The organism is Bacillus cereus group sp. BfR-BA-01331, from assembly GCF_022663915.1.
In the GTDB taxonomy this organism is placed as follows: Bacteria; Bacillota; Bacilli; order Bacillales; family Bacillaceae_G; genus Bacillus_A; species Bacillus_A mycoides.
This window is the reverse complement of the sequence record NZ_JAKUGJ010000005.1, coordinates 1-17265: the sequence shown is the minus strand read 5'-3', so window position 1 is coordinate 17265 and position 17265 is coordinate 1. Positions and strand designations below refer to the sequence as shown.

The window sequence follows — 17265 nt, the reverse complement described above, 5'->3', positions numbered from 1 at the left end:
CTCCCTCACCTTACTCCATTCAACACAAAAAAACCTTGGTTTCGTGCAACACGAAACCAAGGTTTATCTTATTATCATTGATTAAATTAAAAAACTATGGTAAATTAGTACAGAAACGCATTCACTAAAAATAAAAGAATGTATTTATCCGTATCTTAATTGTACACCAAAACACATCTTCAGTCAACCTCTATTTTTCACTTTTAAAGGAGTGCTTACGTATGAACAAAAAACTTGATCAAGAGCAAAAACGATTGGATACCGTAATAGAAACGATTACGGAGCAAATTGATAAACTGGAAAGCGACACTGGCAGACGCCGAGCAGAAGTAATCAACATTCGTAAACACTTCTGGGATGATGTTAAAGTTAACACTGATACTTTTGACGATTATCTTGAAACAGTTATCAACTTAAGACAACAAGCTCAGTCACTAGCCGTAACACAAATTACCCATAAGCACACCTTTAATCGACTTGCCGCACTACGCCGTATGCATAAAGCACCTTACTTCGGACGAATTGATTTCAAAGAAGAAGGCGAATCTGGCGCAGAACAAATTTATATCGGGGTCGCTACACTTACAGATGCAAGTGGAGAAAACTTTCTTATATACGATTGGCGCGCACCTATTTCAAGTGTTTACTACGATTATCCACCAGGACCGGCTGAATACAGCACACCAGGAGGCGTAATCTGCGGTAATGTAGAGAAAAAATTACAATATATTATTCAAAATGGCGAGATTGATTCAATGTTCGATACGAGCCTCACAATTGGAGATGAAATTCTGCAACAAGCGCTCGGAAAAGGAACAAACAAACATATGCAAAGTATCGTTGCTACGATTCAGCGCGAGCAAAATGAAATTATCCGTCACGATGAAGGGCGACTACTTATCGTTCAAGGAGCTGCTGGTAGTGGTAAAACATCAGCTGCCCTGCAGCGAATCGCCTACTTACTATATAAATATCGTGAATGGCTAAAAGCAGATCAAATCATTCTCTTCTCCCCTAACTCCATGTTCAACAGCTACGTATCTAACGTACTGCCAGAACTCGGCGAAGAAAATATGCAGCAAGTTACATTCCAAGAATATTTAAACCATAGACTCAGTAAGTCATTTGACGTTGAGGATCCTTACGAGCAATTAGAATATATGTTAACTGAAACGAATAGCGCAAATTATAAAACTCGAAATGCGAGCATTCGATTTAAAGCATCTACTCAATTTTTCGAGATGATTAGAGCGTACAGACAATCTCTTGAATCTTCAGGCATGCTATTTAGAGGAATGAAATTTAGAGGAAAACTGATTGCCTCTGCTAAAGAAATTACAGAGCAATTTTATAATACTGATTCCTCCCTCCGCTTCCATAATCGAATTGAGAAGTTAACGGATTGGCTAAACAAACAAATAGACACAATTGAAAAAACAGAACTGAAAAAGCCTTGGGTAGAAGAAGAAATTGAACTACTTAGTAAAGATGAATACCAAAAGGCTTATAAATATTTACAGAAAAAAGGCGAGTTTGACGACAACTCCTTTAATGATTTTGAGAAAGAAACGAAAGTACTTGGACGTATGATTATCCGTAAAAAATTGAAGCCGCTTCGTAAAGGTGTTCAAACATTGCGCTTCATCAACTTCACAGGCATATATAAACAACTCTTCACAGATGCATCATGGGTTGCTGGGGAAAAACCTAAAGAATGGGACGACATTTGCTCATTAACTGTGAACATGCTTGATGAAGGAAAGCTACATTACGAGGATGCGACTCCATTTTTACTTTTAAAAGAATTAATTGAAGGCTTCCAAACGAACAGATCGATTAAACACGTACTTGTAGACGAAGCACAAGATTATTCTCCATTTCAGTTCGAGTTTTTAAAACGTCTCTTCCCTGCCGCAAAAATGACAGTACTCGGAGACTTTAACCAAGCGATATTTGCTCATGCGAGTGAAACAGTTAATTTCAATACACTTACTAGCTTATACGGACCAGATGAAACAAACGGCATCAACTTAACTCGTAGCTATCGATCAACAAAACCGATAATTGAATTTACACGGGACCTCGTACCTGAAGGAAAGAACATTAATGCATTTGAACGTGACGGTGAAAAGCCTACAGTAACTAAAGTTTCGGATTACAGTGAGCTGCATGAGCGTATCACTTCCAAAGTTGCTGAACTACAAAAACTACAGCACAATACGATCGCAATTATATGTAAATCCGCGGCTGAAAGTGCCGCTGCATACGAGGCACTCAGTCATATCGAGAATATTAAACTTGTGAAAAGTAACTCAGCCGAGTACGAACAAGGCATCGTCGTTATCCCTGCTTATTTAGCGAAGGGTATCGAATTTGATGCTGTTATTATTTACGATGCTTCTAAAGATGTGTACAGCGATGAGAGCCTACGTAGATTGTTCTACACTGCTTGTACGCGCGCAATGCATGAATTGCAGCTTTATAGCGTTGGTGAGGTTAGTCCTTTTGTAACAGGGGCTGCTTCGGAGAGTTTTGAGCTTGTAACGAAAACACCTTGATGATTCAAGGTGTTTCTTTTTTATGCAGGATTTACACCATCAAAGTAGAATATACCATTTTAGAAAAAGCTAAGGAGTGACAAGATGAACCATTATTTTATTGCTATTTATGACGGCGTGTTTCCTACCGAAAAATTACATAACATTTTACAATCTCCCCCTACTTTTACCGCCCTAAACGTCCGTCCTTTTGAAATCTCATCACCAAGACCTTTCACATTATTAGTTGGTGCAGAGCACGATGCACTCACAACTGTTCTTACAGATACATACCATTTATTAACGAAAGAGTTGCAAAAACTAGAAGAACAAGAAAAGTACTATTACGTATACGATTATAAAATTAGAAAAACTATCGATAACCCGACCGAAAAATGTTTTCCATTAGCCACGATCCATATAAATGTTACGAAATTTCATAAGATGATTCAAAAAGTAAAAGACTTAAAACGCCCAGTATTTGCAGGTTATCACATCACTTCTCATGATGCAGACATTCTTACACTTGATGTACTTTTATCTTCACCTTTATTAGATCCTAGCACTTCCGAAAAAGATGCGGAAGAATACTCCTATTTACAACAACTAACTGAATCAATCTCTCGTTCTGAATTATGTATTTCTATTAAAGAAAGTGCGCTTATTTAGACACGAAAAAGAGGGTTATTTATCATAACCCTCTTCTACTATCTATTTACGTTTGTACTTAATCATAATAATGCATTCTTTTATATGCAACTTATATAAGTATCAAGGTGTTTTTCTCATTCTAAACGACATATCTTTACGTCGATATACACTCAGCACAATCCCCATTATAAATGCATGAAATAAAGTTGGTATCAATCCGTAGCTAATAAAGGGTAATGATATAGAAGTACGCGGTAATAATCCTAAAATCATACCAACGTTATAAATGAAATGAACTACAAAAAGAGTCACTCCGCCAACGAGAAGCAATTTACCATAACCATCATTTATTTTATAAGCTATGTTCATTATTCTTACTGCAAAAAGAGAAAGAATAATGACAAGAACTAGCGCAAGTACATATCCATAATAGTAAGTCAAACTCGCGAATACAAAATCAGTATGGGCAGCAGGGATAGACTTTATATTTCCATATGTACCAAACCAACCTGCTGAAGACATCGCCTCTTTTAAACGTAAATCCCATTGATCATGCGCTGGGTTTATAAACCCTAAAATTCTAGCTATCCGGTATTCTTTTACAGCCGACCAGGAAAATAGATCCCTAATAATAAATGGTAATATTGGTAATATTGTAATGAGCCATGCGGTTTTCTTTCCTAGCTTACTCCACCAAAGCATAACGAATACCATCGTAATATAGATGAAAATTGGTAAAAGAATTGATATAGTCGAAAATAGATATAAAGAAAATACGTACAACATGAGAAGATGCATAAACTTTAACCTACTATTATTGAAAAAAGAAGCCCAAGCTAGAAAGAAGAATGGTATCGTCATTAAACAGTCAATTTTGATGGGGCCAATTTTTATTATTGCTTCCCCAATCACGTAACCAGTCGGAAAACATTTTATCATTAACAAGATAAGTACACCGATTGTATAAAACAGCCACCCGAGCCTCTCTAACTTCCGATAATTAAGTAGCATGATCCCAACAGCTGTTGCAATGCCGAGAATAACAAAAATTACTTTGTTCATTAATAAATCGTTCGTATGCCCAAGAGCGATTATTGGCAAAAACCCTAACCCCATCGCAGCCACTAATAAAATAAGTAAGAACCAATCCACCTTTGGCTTATGAAGTTTATTAAGTTCTTGTCCTAGTTTAATCGGACTTCCCATTTGTTCCACAGCTTTATTTTCAGCAATTTCCTCACTTAACCCTTTTTCTATCCATGTGTTCTTCGCCTGTTTTAAGTGAAAATCTAGTTCGGTTGCTACAAAGCTCTTTGCTTCTTTTGATTTAATATGATTCGTAACCTCGCTTACAAAACGCTCCCCTTTTTTATTCAATTTCGCCTCACTCCTGTACTAAGCCTTTTAATATAAATTGTACCTTCGTAGCATTTTTTTCTGCCTTTCGCAGCATCTTTCTTCCTTTATCATTTAATTGATAATATTTCGCTCCTGCATGATCCCAACTCGATTGGATAAAACGATTCTGTTCTAGACGATGTAATACGGTATATAAAAACCCTTCATTTCCTTCGAATTTCCGAATCCCTCTCCCTCGTAGTAACTGTGACAATTCGTATCCTGTTTTTTCATTACTGAGGAGTTGTAAAATCGCTAAAGAGATGTCCTCTTCCTTTTCGTTTGACGCATTGATTTTTTCGCGCACCTGCTTTCGATGTTGATCAGAAAAACTCAAATGTTTAAACGTTGTATTCTCCATTGATTTTCGCAGGCCTTTTAATCGATCTTCCATTTGATTATTCCTCCAATCCTTTCTTCAAAAGCTCCTTCGCTTTTTTCAGTCTCGTTTTTATCGTATTTTCTTTCACTTCTATTACGATAGCAATCTCTTTAATTGATAGTTCTTCATAATAAAATAGATAAATGACCTCTCGGTATTTTATCGGTAAATTCATTACTGCAGAAGCCAATTCACGGTCCTTCGCATTTTGAATGACAGTTTGTTCGACACTATCATTTTGAACCCCCATATAAGCAGCTTCATCCTCTGTCACGATCACCTTTTTGTTATACCAACTTTTTATGTAGTCCTTACATTGATTAATCGCAATTCTCCACAACCACGTTTTCACATTCGATTTCCCTTTGTATGTATGAAGAGATTTATAACATTTCACAAATATATCTTGCGTTACATCCTCAGCGACTTCTTTATTGTTCACATATGAATACACAAGCTGTAAGACTTCTTGTCCATATTTGTTCATTATTTCATCGATAAGGAGTTCCTTATCTTCTATTTCAAACGCTTCTATAGTTAATTCATCCACATCATTTCCTCCTTCCCATATATTAGACGACGCACTGTATGGAAAAGTTTTATAAATTCATAAAAAAACGGTTGGAAATGTCCATACCGTTTTGTTCATCCTCTACTATTTAATTTTTTCTAAAACAAAACTTTTAATATTCCCCGCACTTTTTATAGCTTGCGATACGTCTGTTTTATTAAGTTCTTCAAAATAAGGATATCTGACTTCAATCGCATAACTATTTAACTCTGCACAATCATCTATTAAATCATTGAACTCCATATTAAATTCAGCACATTCCTTTACTAACAGCATTAAATTATGCGTTTTAGGCGGATGAAGTTCTTTTAAACGTTAAATACCCCTTTAGATATTTCTCAGCACACTGTTGACAATGATAACAGATAATTGCAAAAGGAATAGGCATTAAAGACAATAAATGATTAGAAACTCTAAGATCTGAATCTGCAATTTCAAACCATAAATTTGCCTCACTGAAATTTTTCATACAATACCTTACCTTCTTCAGCAATCTTGTATTCCATTGTTACAGGATTACCAGAACGCTCATTAAATTCTTCAGAACCGTAAACAAGTAAATCGACTGGTGTTTTCATTACATCGAATATACTTAAATTCAATTTCTTTAAGGCTTCTCTTTTCCTCTTACCAATACCATCAACCACTACACACAAATCAAAATCACTATCCTCATTAGGCATACCGTAAGCATGAGACCCAAATAAAATAATTTTATTAACATCAGAAAGAGAGGAAGTCATTTTATCTACTAATTGATTTAACTCTTTTTGAACATTAGTATTCATTCCATTCACCACTTTAAATTAATCCTTCTCAATAAATCCTAGCTGTAGAAGCAAATCAATAAATTGATTCATTTCAACTCTAATAGACTACTACAATTGTTAAGTTATTCAAACGATATAATAATACTTATTATACCTTTCGTATCCATATCCTGTTAAGCAACAAAAATCTACACTCTGTACAAATATAATAAAACAAAAAACCGCATGAGGACTCTCCCTCACGCGGTTTATTTTTAAGCTAACGCAGCCGCCTGTTCTTGTTGATCTACAGGAATTACAGCATCTCTTAATGCTTTTTCTAGTTCAGCTGTGTATTTCATTCCAATGCTATCATCATTTATGGTGCCAACAAAGACGGATTATGCAGTAGTTTCATAACAGTATGAATAAATAAACACCTATTACGAGTATAAAAAATCGGCTCACTACATAATACCTATGTTTTCAGTGATACTCTATTACCACCGAACTAAATGTATATAATTTTAACTACATGATAGCAAGTTAATTTTCAAATATCTTCTTGCGCATAACCCTAAATTTATTATCCATTTGTATCATGCTTATAAATAAAAGATATCCTATCGATGCACCGAGCATATTTATAGCAATCCGCCACACATCAAAAACATCAGACAAAGTTAGTAAATGTAATAACTCCCAAGCAAAAAAGGTCATAGCATACCACTTACAAGCTTTCTTATAGTTCGTCACTTTATTGATCAACACTGGAACGAAAAATCCAAATGGAACTACCAATATTATATGTTGCAAAACAGTTAACCAATACGTTGAGTTCCCCCAAGGACCTGGATGTGCAATAAAATCTTTAATTTGCCAAAGTGTTATTCCAAAAAGTTGTAACAGCGTTTCTAAATCAGATATATGTAAAAATTGCTGCCAAAATTCAATAGGATGATAGACAGTTCCACCTGTCAAACTACGAACAGAGTCAAATGTAGAATTTGAAATAAACGCTCCTAAAAAGACAATAAAACAAATGATTATATAAGGAATACATAAAATTTTTGATACTACCTTTAATGGCCTAGGAACTTCGTATACCGATTGATTAATCTCTAAACCAATAACTTTTGATTCGCCAAAAGTTTGAATCGCTTTATACACCGCTTCTTTTTCATTCATACCTTGTTCCATATATTCTTCTTTCAAGCTGTTCAAGTGATCATATATTTCTAGAAATAGCTCATCCTGTTCAATATTACTAAGTTCTGAATAAGCTAAAATGGACTTAATATACTCATCAAATTCACTCATAAATAACTCCTTTCTGACAAGTTTGAATTAATGATGTTACACGCTCCCAAGAGTTCACTTTCTTCTGCAATTCTTTTTTCCCTTTACTTGTAATAGTATAAAATTTCCTTTTCATCCCATTCTCAGATTGATTCCAATAAGATTCAAGAAATTCCTTTTTTTCTAATCGCTTTAAAGCTGGATACAAAGTTCCCTGCCCCATACTATACAAATCTTCACTTGCATCCTTTAAACTTTGGGCTATTTCATATCCATACGTATCACGTTTTGCAATGATAGAAAGTAATAAAATATCTATACTTCCCTTCAAGATTTCTTTGTCCAACAATACCACCTCCTTATATACATCGTATAACAACATATGTCGTTATGCAACACAATTGAAATAATACCTCATAAAAAAACCACCTAAAGGCTCCCCTTCAGGTGGTTTTCTATTTTACGCTAACGCAGCTGCTTGCTCTTGTTGATCTACAGGAATTACAGCGTCTGTTAATGCTTTTTCTAATTCAGCTGTGTATTTCATTTGCTCTTCTTTGCTCCAGCCTAGTTTCGCAGCCATATAGTTGATTACTGCTTCTTTCCACTCGTATACCCAGTGGATGTTGAAGAATACAGCGCCTCTGCGGCGTACGAAGAAGTCAACTGGTTTCGCTGTCATTTCGTAATCTATTGCGTATACAAGTGGGATTAGAACGTCTAGCGGCATGTTGTATTCTTTCGCTTCGTTTTTATGTTTTTTCGCTAAGTCAAACAGTACGTCAACGTTAGAGCCGTAGAATTTCGCGAATTTTTCCGCTTGTGCTGTCGTTAAACCATATTTCGTACCTTCGCCTGCTTTTTTCGCAACAAATGCCGGGAATCCGTGTGAACCACTTACATGACCACCAGAGATTGGCATATGTTTCGTATCGCTCTTCTTATATGCGCTATGGCCTTCTTTTTGTAATAGATTCGTTACGTAGTCTACTACCATTTCAGCCATTTTGCGGTATCCTGTTAATTTACCGCCCGCGATTGTAATTAAACCAGATTCAGAAGTCCAAATTTCATCTTTACGAGAAATTTCAGATGCATTCTTACCTTCTTCATAGATTAGCGGACGTACACCAGCCCAGCTTGATTCCACATCTTTTTCTGTAATTTTTACACTTGGGAACATGTAGTTAATCGCATTAATGATATATGTGCGATCTTCTGTTGTCATGTGTGGTACAGCTGCGTCTTTATCATAGAACGTATCTGTTGTACCTACGTACGTTTTTCCTTCGCGAGGAATCGCGAACACCATACGTTTATCTGGTGTATCAAAGTAAATTGCTTGCCCTAATGGGAAACGTTTTTGGTCAATTACTAAATGCACACCTTTTGATAACTGAAGTACTTTCCCTTTTTTCGAGTTATCTTTTTCACGAAGTGTATCTACCCAAGGACCAGCTGCGTTTACAATTTTCTTACCGTAAACTTCATATACTTCTCCGTCTAGTAAATCGATTACACGTACACCGCATACTTTTCCATCTTTATATAAGAAACTGTCTACTTTTGCGTAGTTAACAGCTTTCGCACCATGCTCAATCGCTTCTTTCATTACTTCAATTGTAAGACGCGCATCGTCTGTACGATATTCTACGTAGTAACCGCCGCCTTTTAATCCTTCTTGTTTTACAAGAGGCTCTTTATTTAGCGTTTCTTCACGGTTAAACATCTTTCTGCGCTCACTTCGTTTTACACCTGCTAAGAAGTCGTATACACGAAGACCAATTGATGTACTGAATGACCCGAACGTGCCGCCTGTATGGAACGGAAGTAACATCCACTCCGGTGTTGTTACATGGGGACCGTTCTCATATACGATCGCACGCTCTTTCCCCACCTCTGCTACCATTTTCACTTCAAGTTGTTTTAAATAACGTAAACCGCCGTGTACAAGTTTCGTTGAACGACTTGATGTACCTGCTGCAAAGTCCTGCATTTCAAACACAATTGTTGATAAACCGCGTGTTGCCCCATCTAATGCAATACCAGAACCAGTAATACCTCCACCAATTACGATCACATCTAACTCTTGTTTATTTACTCCGTTTAATACGTCTTTACGTTGTTTACTTGAAAATTTCATGGTAATTCCTCCCTTTGATAACGAAAAAAGAGACCACAAGCTCCGCTATAGATTTCGCCTCTATAGCGTGTTGTGGTCTCTCCAAATCTCCTACCGAATTATTAACTTGTCATCATTATAACACTGTTTATGATTATTTGAAAGCTTTAGTTGCTTCAATTGCTTTTTTCCATCCAGCATATAGCTCTTCGCTTGTTTCCGCTTCCATCGTTGGTTCAAAGCGTTTGTCCATATGCCACTGTGCTTTAATTTCATCTTGGTTTTTCCAGTATCCAACCGCAAGACCAGCTAAGTATGCTGCACCTAAAGCTGTCGTTTCATTGATCACTGGACGCTCTACAGGAACATCTAAAATATCACTTTGGAACTTCATTAAGAAGTTATTCTTAACTGCCCCGCCATCAACGCGTAATGTATTCAGTTCAATACCTGAATCTGCTTCCATTGCGCATAGTACATCTTTCGTTTGGTATGCTAAAGATTCTAGCGTTGCACGAATGAAATGCTCTTTCGTCGTACCGCGCGTTACACCAAACATAGCGCCGCGTACTTCACTATCCCAGTATGGTGTGCCTAGTCCAACGAATGCTGGCACTATGTATACACCTTCAGTTGATTCAACACGGCTAGCGTACACTTCGCTCTCGCTCGCATCTTTAAACATACGCAGTCCGTCACGTAACCACTGAATTGCAGAACCAGCTACGAAAATACTTCCTTCTAATGCGTAATTCACTTTACCATCTAAACCCCATGCAATTGTTGTTAATAGGCCATGCTCAGAAGCTACTGCTTTTTCGCCTGTGTTCATTAACATGAAACAACCAGTTCCGTAAGTGTTCTTCGCCATACCTTCACCGAAACAAGCTTGTCCAAATAATGCTGCTTGCTGGTCACCAGCTACACCTGCGATCGGTACATTTTGACCGAAGAAGTGATAATCAATTGTTTCTCCATATATTTCAGATGATTGACGTACTTCTGGAAGCATGCTCTTTGGTACTGTTAACATGTCTAGAAGCTCATTATCCCACTGTAAGTCGTGAATGTTAAACATTAATGTACGTGATGCATTTGAGTAATCTGTTACGTGAGCTTTCCCGCCAGACAATTTCCATACAAGCCATGTATCAATTGTTCCGAATAATAACTCGCCGTTTTCTGCTTTTTCTCTTGCACCTTCAACGTTATCTAAAATCCATTTTACTTTCGTACCAGAGAAGTATGCATCAATTAAAAGCCCTGTTTTTTCGCGAACCATCTCGCTATAACCTTTTTCTTTTAACTCATCACAAATTTCAACTGTTTGACGAGATTGCCATACGATTGCGTTATAAATTGGTTTTCCAGTCGTTTTATCCCATACAACCGCTGTTTCACGTTGGTTCGTAATACCGATACCAGCGATTTGTTCTGGCTTCACATCTGCTTCGCTTAAGCAAGTTGCGATAACTGCTAAAATAGATCCCCAAATTTCTTGTGCATTATGCTCAACCCAGCCTGGCTTTGGAAAATGTTGTGTAAACTCTTTTTGAGCTGAATGAACGATTTTTCCTTCTTTATTGAAAAGAATTGCGCGTGAGCTTGTTGTTCCTTGGTCTAATGAAAGAATATATTTTTTCATATCAGTTTCCCCCTATGCTACTTTTCTACTATTTGTAGTAGCTCCACTTTTTTTACTTGTCATATAAGAGATTGCTAGTACAATCACAGTTGCAATAATTACATAAATAAGTGCTGAATTTTGTTTTCCTTCAAATACAACTTGATGGAATAATCCTGCAAGTGATCCACCTAAAATTGGACCAACTACTGGAATCCATGCATACTTCCAATTTGAACCGCCCTTTCCTGCAATCGGAAGGAAGAAGTGTGCAATACGCGGACCTAAATCACGAGCCGGGTTGATTGCGTATCCTGTTGTTCCACCTAATGATAAACCAATACTTACAATTAAGAAACCTACGATAAATGGATTTAAACCATCTGCAAATTTATTTGCTCCAATTGCTAATATACCAAATACTAAAACGAATGTTCCAATCATTTCACTTAAAAGGTTTGTAAATGTGTTCGGAATTGCTGGACCTGTTGCAAATACACCTAACTTTGTTCCTGGATCTTCTGTTTCTTTCCAGTGTGGTAAGTAATGTAAATATACAAGAACTGCCCCGATAATTGCCCCAATCATTTGTGCTGCGATATACATAGGTACATCACTCCATGGGAACGCTCCCTTAAACGCAAGTCCTATCGTTAAAGCCGGATTCAAATGTGCCCCACTAATTGATCCAACTGCATACGCTGCCATAGCAACCGCTAGACCCCAACCCATTGTAATTACAATCCAACCAGAATCTTTCGCAAACGATTTCTTTAAACTTACACCAGCGCAAACGCCGCCACCAAGTAAGATTAACAATGCAGTCCCTATTAATTCCCCTAAAAATGCTGACATAAAATCCCTCCACAATCAATTTAAATGCTTTCGAAAAGTGATAGAGGTAAAATGAATGGCCATTCGTTTTTTTCAAAAGAAAAAGATCCACAGCTTACATGCTTCTATATATTATATATAGAAACAATAAAATGTGGATCTCTTCTTTTCTCCGTCACGTTTATTAACTTGTCTATAATGTTAACCCTTAATGAAAGCGGTGTCAACAGAATTTTTTCACATTTTCGTCACTTTTTTTGGTAATGTTTCCATAGTTCTTTTTTCGATGTCGTAATTGCTGTCGCACCAGCATTTAACGCTCTTTCAACGTCTTCTACCGTTCGAATAAAACCACCTGCTAAAATTGGTACACCTGTACGCTCTTTCACCTCAGCAATGACACCCGTTAACGCACCAGGAAGCACCTCTATATAATCCGGCTTCGTCTTTTCTAGCAAATTACAGCTCTTTTCCATTGCGCTAGAATCAATTAAAAAGATGCGTTGAATGGAGACGACACCTTTTTGCTTCGCCTTCATAATTACGCTCGCCTTTGTCGATAATAACCCGTACGGTTTATATTCTTGGCATAAAAACTCCGTCGCATGCCCATCACTTTGTAATCCATGGATCAAATCCACATGTAAAAATACTTTTTTATTATGCTGCTTCGCAAGCGACACAACACTCTTCAATTGACCGACATGAATATCTAAAATAACAATATACTCATACGAACTATGTAATAGCTTTTCCAAATCTTTAATTTGCCTCACTGCCGGCAAAATCTTTTGCTCATGAAATTCCATTCTAAACGTCCCCTTCCTATCTATCCTTTATAGTACACAATTTGGGTGAAAAGAACAGCTAGTGTAGGGGATTTCTTACAAATCTTTCTCTTATCTATATATTTTCTTCAATTTATCAGAAACCGTACCACCTATAACCATTAATATGAGCGGTAAAAAATTCATTACATACGGTGCATCTGCTACAATTGTAATGCTTGCTCCTGCAAACTTATTTAACGCCCATACAACGATTTTTGTAATAAACAAAAATACCCCCAGCATGAATAGACCATCAAAGAACACCTTCCATTTTGGATGCGCTAATTGTTTACTATCTTCAATTACTTTCTGCGTCAACTCTTCATCACTCCTCAACAACTCATCAATCGTAATACCGAACAAATCGCTTAAATGAATAATAATTTCAATGCTCGGATAGTTCTTTCCCGTCTCCCATTTCGAAACAGACTGCCTACTTACATGAATTTTTTCAGCCAAATCATTTTGCGACCAATTTCGTTTCTCTCGCTCTTCTTTTAAACGTTCGCTAAAAATCATACTGTGTTTATCACCTCTCTACGTCTAGTATGGTCAAATAAATGATGAAGAGTAAAGCGAGTTATCGTTGCGTAACCTGTGCAACTTGTGCGTTACACTTTAAAATGGCGCCATTTCACACTCTATGTCATGCAGATTTCATATGTTTTTCTTCTATAATAATTTCCCGAACAATAAAAAGAAGAGAAATAAAATACTTTTCTCTTCTTCAAACTTTTTCTATTAAAGCAAAACCGAAAATTTTTCCTCTGTCATACTGATTACGTCTCTTTTTATAAACAGTATTTGGACTTTGTTATTTAAGGTATTTCCCCAAATCATCTAAGTTTCTCGTATGATTTAAAATGATTACATACTCAACTTCAACTTCTGTTACTACCATTTCTAAAACTTGATGAATCTCAACATAATCATTTTCATATTCTTTTGCCGAAGCTACAATCTCTTCTAAGGTTCTTACAAATGTTTCAGCACTCCAGTCTTTTGTTGACAACGGCACATAGGTTTGAAATTTTTTTGTATTCATGTTAGTTTTCATCCTCCCTAAGAAACATTAAAACTATATATTAAATATTTTAAATGTATAGTATCCTCCAACAATAATCAATTATATTTTTATTTAATAAATCTTCAATTTTAAAATAACAGCTACTAAACGTAACATATACTTTTATACAAATATTTCATACAACAAAAAAGAAGAGAAACAAAATCCTTTTCTCTTCTTCAAAAGTTTCTATTAAAGCAATACCGAATCTTTATCACTATCCTGATTACGTTTCTCTCGTTCTTCTTCTAAGCGCTTCATATATACTTCGCCTTCTTTTTCGATAAAATCATTATCCATCTCTTGCTCTTTTTTCGAAGTATATAAAACCATGTAGCCACTTAGTACAATCCCAATGATTACAAGATAAATCCACCATGGTAAAGTTTCCACTTTCGTTCATCCCTTTCCTTAGACAAGCCTTATTAGTTTCACTTTATGAGGAAAGAAGTGGATTTATGCTTAAAATTTTATTGTGGATTCTTCGCGAAGAACGCTTGTACATATTCCATAAACTCTATTGGCTTTTGGCGAAACGGTGCGTGGTATCCTTTTTCAATGATATGGAACGTACTATTTGCAAATAGTTCATGATACAGTTCACCATTTTTCCAAGAAACACTCTTATCGTGTCGTCCCCATATAATTAAAGTCGGTACCTTAATTTTATCTGCTTCCATCGCAATGCGGCGCTCTCTCATTTTCGTAAGCTGATCGTAATGCTCTTTATCATCGCGACTATTTTTCACTTCATTTTTATTATAATCCGTAATCTCTGTTACAGTTTGTAAGTCTGTCGATAGTGACGGTACTTCATAACTTTCTTTTTGCTGGAAAGACTCTATTCCTGTAGAATCCGCTAAAACGAGATGTGTTACTGCATCCGGATATAAATACGCTAAATTTAGAGACATCTCTCCGCCCATCGAATGACCAAGTACTGCGAATTGATCGTATCCGAGTTTCTTCATTAACTTATAATATAAATTCACTTGCGTGGGAAACGAATACTGAAAATCAATCGGCTTAGAAGAACGCCCAAACCCTAAAATATCAACCGCAATAATCGTATGGTCCTTTACAAGTTCCGGATAAATATCATTAAACCCATCTGAAGAACCACCGAACCCGTGAAGCATAAGTAAAGGCGGTTTCCCCTCACCAATTTGCTTAAAATAAATCGTCTGTCCATCAATCTGCGCCATACTCTCTTTCGTATTTATCTTCATCATAACAGTATCTTTCACTTCTTCAACCTTCGCAATCGGCTTATCAACGAAGTTACATACTATTAACAAAACGAGTACAATACCGCTAATCATATAAAACTTAAAACGTTTCAAAATTCCCGTCTCCTTTCTCATGCTGCTATTTAAAGTTTTTACATTTTTTGGTTATTTTATGATTAATTTTAATTGTAACCAAAGTAGTTACAATTATGTTAAAAAAATATTACTCACTGCCATTATTAACGGTTGCTTTGTAACTATTATAGTTACACATTTAAAGTAAGTCAATTCTTTTCTCTACATGTCCTAATAACAAAGAAAGGGACTTCATGTTGAAGTCCCTTTCTTTGTTATTATAGTTGGCTTACTCCGCCGTCTCCTCTATTATCTGCTGGTGCTCCGCCATCGCCTTTATTGAAGTTAGCTGGCGCTCCGCCACCATCTCCCTTATTAAAACTAACATAGTCTGGTCTTGCTGGTGCTCCTCCCGTGTCTCCTCGAGAAGCGTATTGATTTGATTCAGCAGAACTGTTTAAACCTATCGCTAAAGTCCCCAAAAGTGCTAGTCCAGTTATTACTCCACTAAGTTTTTTCATTATTTCAAAGCTCCCTTTTCTAAATATTTTTTATTCGCCTTATTATTTATATAAAAATATTTACTTGCTTTGATATGATTATCTTCTTCATAAAATTGCATTGCTAATTTTTCACTGTATTCTTTTACGCATTCTAAGAGATTTTTACTTTCAAAGTACGCAATGCCTTCTAATATAATTTTCTCCATTTCATTCGCATTAGAGCCTTTATTTAATTTTTCCAATATCATAAAGCGATATTGAAATTCTCTATTTTTTAATTCATTACATATTTCAATTCCCAATGCAATGTATCTTTCTGCTAACTCAGTTTTACCCAATTTACAATACTCTTCAGCCACTGTAAAAATCGCTTTATAATGTTTAGGTAATTTCTCAGCAACTTCAGAGGCATGACGAATTGCTAAATCAGATAGATTTTGAGTGCCATATAACCAACCTAAATTGTTTCTAATCATCAGAACGTACTTTCTATGATTTACTCTTTGGAACACATCTAAAGCAATATTAAAACTTTCTTCTGCTAATTCAAATTGCTTTAATTCCACGCAACATAAACCATATATATTTTCACATAATGCAACATTAATTTGATACTCAGGATGATTTGAAAATTCTGCTTTTGCTTTTTGAATATGGTGAATAGCTTTTACTTCCTGATACGTATGATAGTAAAATTCGCCTAAACGATAATTAAATTCTGCTTTTTCGCAAGGATTTTGAATATATTTTAATAATGTTTCTGCATGTTCAAATTCTTTACCAGCTTCCTCATAATTTTCAATCATTCTAAAATAAAGCGCTTTAAACAAATGATAACAATACGCTAGCATACCTTCTTGCGGAGCTTCAAAAGATTCCACTTGATTAAAACTACCTTCTTTAATGGAAACCCAATCACTCAAAACTTGATATCTGAAGTTCAATAACGCATGATAAAGCAATACATCCTGATCCACGTCCAACCCACTAATCGTACTATCAATCTCTTCTTTCATTTCCGTAGCTTTCTCTATGTTTTGCTGCAACATTACACGATACCAATTATCTAAAGAATGTTTCATTTGCTCCTTCGTTACTACATCTGTTCCCATACCTTCGCATCCCCTTTTCTCCAAAATTACAAAATTAGGATATTTATACAATTATTCAAATTGTATATTATCACCCCTTTTCTATGTATTGAAAAATAATTGTCAGAAAATTTATAATTTAAATGAATTATACCAAATATTTCTATTTTAAAAACTTGAGAAACATTTTTCAGAAAATTTTATAGATCAAATAAAACATACTAAGATTAGTAGTGCAGGCCAAGGCATTGGTTCGCACTACTATTTTTTATATAGTAGAAGTGAAGAAAGGGTCGTGTATGCT

20 protein-coding genes are annotated in these 17265 nt (G+C 35.9%); 2 read left to right on the top strand and 18 right to left on the bottom strand.

Translation table 11 applies throughout. The features are described from left to right. Positions 1–221: 221 nt before the first annotated feature. Together helD and MR155_RS10915 are read left to right on the top strand one after the other, a co-directional pair. Complete coding sequence (helD, locus tag MR155_RS10920; RefSeq protein ID WP_242309726.1) at positions 222–2558, top strand: RNA polymerase recycling motor HelD; 2337 nt, start codon at positions 222–224, stop codon at positions 2556–2558. Positions 2559–2642: 84 nt separating this feature from the next. Continuing rightward, positions 2643–3206, top strand: a complete 564-nt coding sequence (locus MR155_RS10915) for a hypothetical protein (RefSeq protein ID WP_242309723.1) — start codon at positions 2643–2645, stop codon at positions 3204–3206. A 102-nt stretch (positions 3207–3308) separates the two neighbouring features. On the opposite strand, the gene MR155_RS10910 is transcribed toward MR155_RS10915, so the two are convergent. The 18 genes from MR155_RS10910 to MR155_RS10830 form a co-directional block, all read right to left on the bottom strand. Beyond that, positions 3309–4565 (bottom strand): FtsW/RodA/SpoVE family cell cycle protein, encoded by a 1257-nt coding sequence (locus MR155_RS10910; RefSeq protein WP_242309720.1) that lies wholly within the window; start codon positions 4563–4565, stop codon positions 3309–3311. Positions 4566–4572: 7 nt separating this feature from the next. Then, the gene (locus MR155_RS10905) at positions 4573–4980 is read right to left on the bottom strand and encodes a PadR family transcriptional regulator (RefSeq protein WP_016128876.1); all 408 of its coding nucleotides are present in this window, start codon (positions 4978–4980) and stop codon (positions 4573–4575) included. Between the two features lie 4 nt (positions 4981–4984). Then, complete coding sequence (locus MR155_RS10900; RefSeq protein ID WP_242309717.1) at positions 4985–5518, bottom strand: sigma-70 family RNA polymerase sigma factor; 534 nt, start codon at positions 5516–5518, stop codon at positions 4985–4987. A gap of 105 nt (positions 5519–5623) precedes the next feature. Next, positions 5624–5815 (bottom strand): HEPN domain-containing protein, encoded by a 192-nt coding sequence (locus MR155_RS31775; protein ID WP_257475382.1) that lies wholly within the window; start codon positions 5813–5815, stop codon positions 5624–5626. Positions 5816–5828: 13 nt separating this feature from the next. Beyond that, positions 5829–5927 carry a HEPN domain-containing protein gene (locus MR155_RS31770; protein ID WP_235661821.1) on the bottom strand — a complete coding sequence of 33 codons (99 nt, stop codon included), beginning with the start codon at positions 5925–5927 and terminating at the stop codon, positions 5829–5831. Between the two features lie 64 nt (positions 5928–5991). Next, positions 5992–6327 carry a nucleotidyltransferase domain-containing protein gene (locus tag MR155_RS10890; protein ID WP_002087180.1) on the bottom strand — a complete coding sequence of 112 codons (336 nt, stop codon included), beginning with the start codon at positions 6325–6327 and terminating at the stop codon, positions 5992–5994. Between the two features lie 507 nt (positions 6328–6834). Further along, on the bottom strand, positions 6835–7608 hold the full coding sequence (locus MR155_RS10885; protein ID WP_219301500.1) for a VanZ family protein: 774 nt from the start codon (positions 7606–7608) through the stop codon (positions 6835–6837). Further along, positions 7601–7933 carry a PadR family transcriptional regulator gene (locus MR155_RS10880; protein WP_061674045.1) on the bottom strand — a complete coding sequence of 111 codons (333 nt, stop codon included), beginning with the start codon at positions 7931–7933 and terminating at the stop codon, positions 7601–7603. Before MR155_RS10880 ends, MR155_RS10885 begins: the two co-directional genes overlap by 8 nt. 114 nt (positions 7934–8047) lie before the next feature. Further along, complete coding sequence (glpD, locus tag MR155_RS10875) at positions 8048–9730, bottom strand: aerobic glycerol-3-phosphate dehydrogenase (RefSeq protein WP_242309714.1); 1683 nt, start codon at positions 9728–9730, stop codon at positions 8048–8050. Between the two features lie 133 nt (positions 9731–9863). After that, on the bottom strand, positions 9864–11354 hold the full coding sequence (gene glpK, locus MR155_RS10870; RefSeq protein ID WP_219301498.1) for a glycerol kinase GlpK: 1491 nt from the start codon (positions 11352–11354) through the stop codon (positions 9864–9866). Positions 11355–11366: 12 nt separating this feature from the next. Then, entirely contained in the window at positions 11367–12188 is an 822-nt protein-coding gene (gene glpF / locus MR155_RS10865) for a glycerol uptake facilitator protein GlpF (protein ID WP_070141165.1), read from the bottom strand. Between the two features lie 227 nt (positions 12189–12415). Next, entirely contained in the window at positions 12416–12976 is a 561-nt protein-coding gene (glpP, locus tag MR155_RS10860; RefSeq protein WP_000394293.1) for a glycerol uptake operon antiterminator GlpP, read from the bottom strand. A 90-nt stretch (positions 12977–13066) separates the two neighbouring features. Next, positions 13067–13516, bottom strand: coding sequence for a helix-turn-helix domain-containing protein (locus MR155_RS10855; RefSeq protein WP_242309711.1), 450 nt, complete (start codon positions 13514–13516; stop codon positions 13067–13069). A gap of 295 nt (positions 13517–13811) precedes the next feature. Then, positions 13812–14042, bottom strand: a complete 231-nt coding sequence (locus tag MR155_RS10850; protein WP_242309708.1) for a hypothetical protein — start codon at positions 14040–14042, stop codon at positions 13812–13814. 213 nt (positions 14043–14255) lie between these two features. Further along, positions 14256–14456 carry a sporulation YhaL family protein gene (locus tag MR155_RS10845; RefSeq protein WP_002087191.1) on the bottom strand — a complete coding sequence of 67 codons (201 nt, stop codon included), beginning with the start codon at positions 14454–14456 and terminating at the stop codon, positions 14256–14258. A gap of 77 nt (positions 14457–14533) precedes the next feature. Continuing rightward, positions 14534–15406 (bottom strand): alpha/beta fold hydrolase, encoded by an 873-nt coding sequence (locus tag MR155_RS10840; RefSeq protein WP_242309705.1) that lies wholly within the window; start codon positions 15404–15406, stop codon positions 14534–14536. A 239-nt stretch (positions 15407–15645) separates the two neighbouring features. Beyond that, entirely contained in the window at positions 15646–15888 is a 243-nt protein-coding gene (locus tag MR155_RS10835) for a Phr family secreted Rap phosphatase inhibitor (RefSeq protein ID WP_242309703.1), read from the bottom strand. Next, positions 15888–16982 carry a response regulator aspartate phosphatase gene (locus tag MR155_RS10830; RefSeq protein WP_219301491.1) on the bottom strand — a complete coding sequence of 365 codons (1095 nt, stop codon included), beginning with the start codon at positions 16980–16982 and terminating at the stop codon, positions 15888–15890. Before MR155_RS10830 ends, MR155_RS10835 begins: the two co-directional genes overlap by 1 nt. Positions 16983–17265 lie beyond the last annotated feature (283 nt).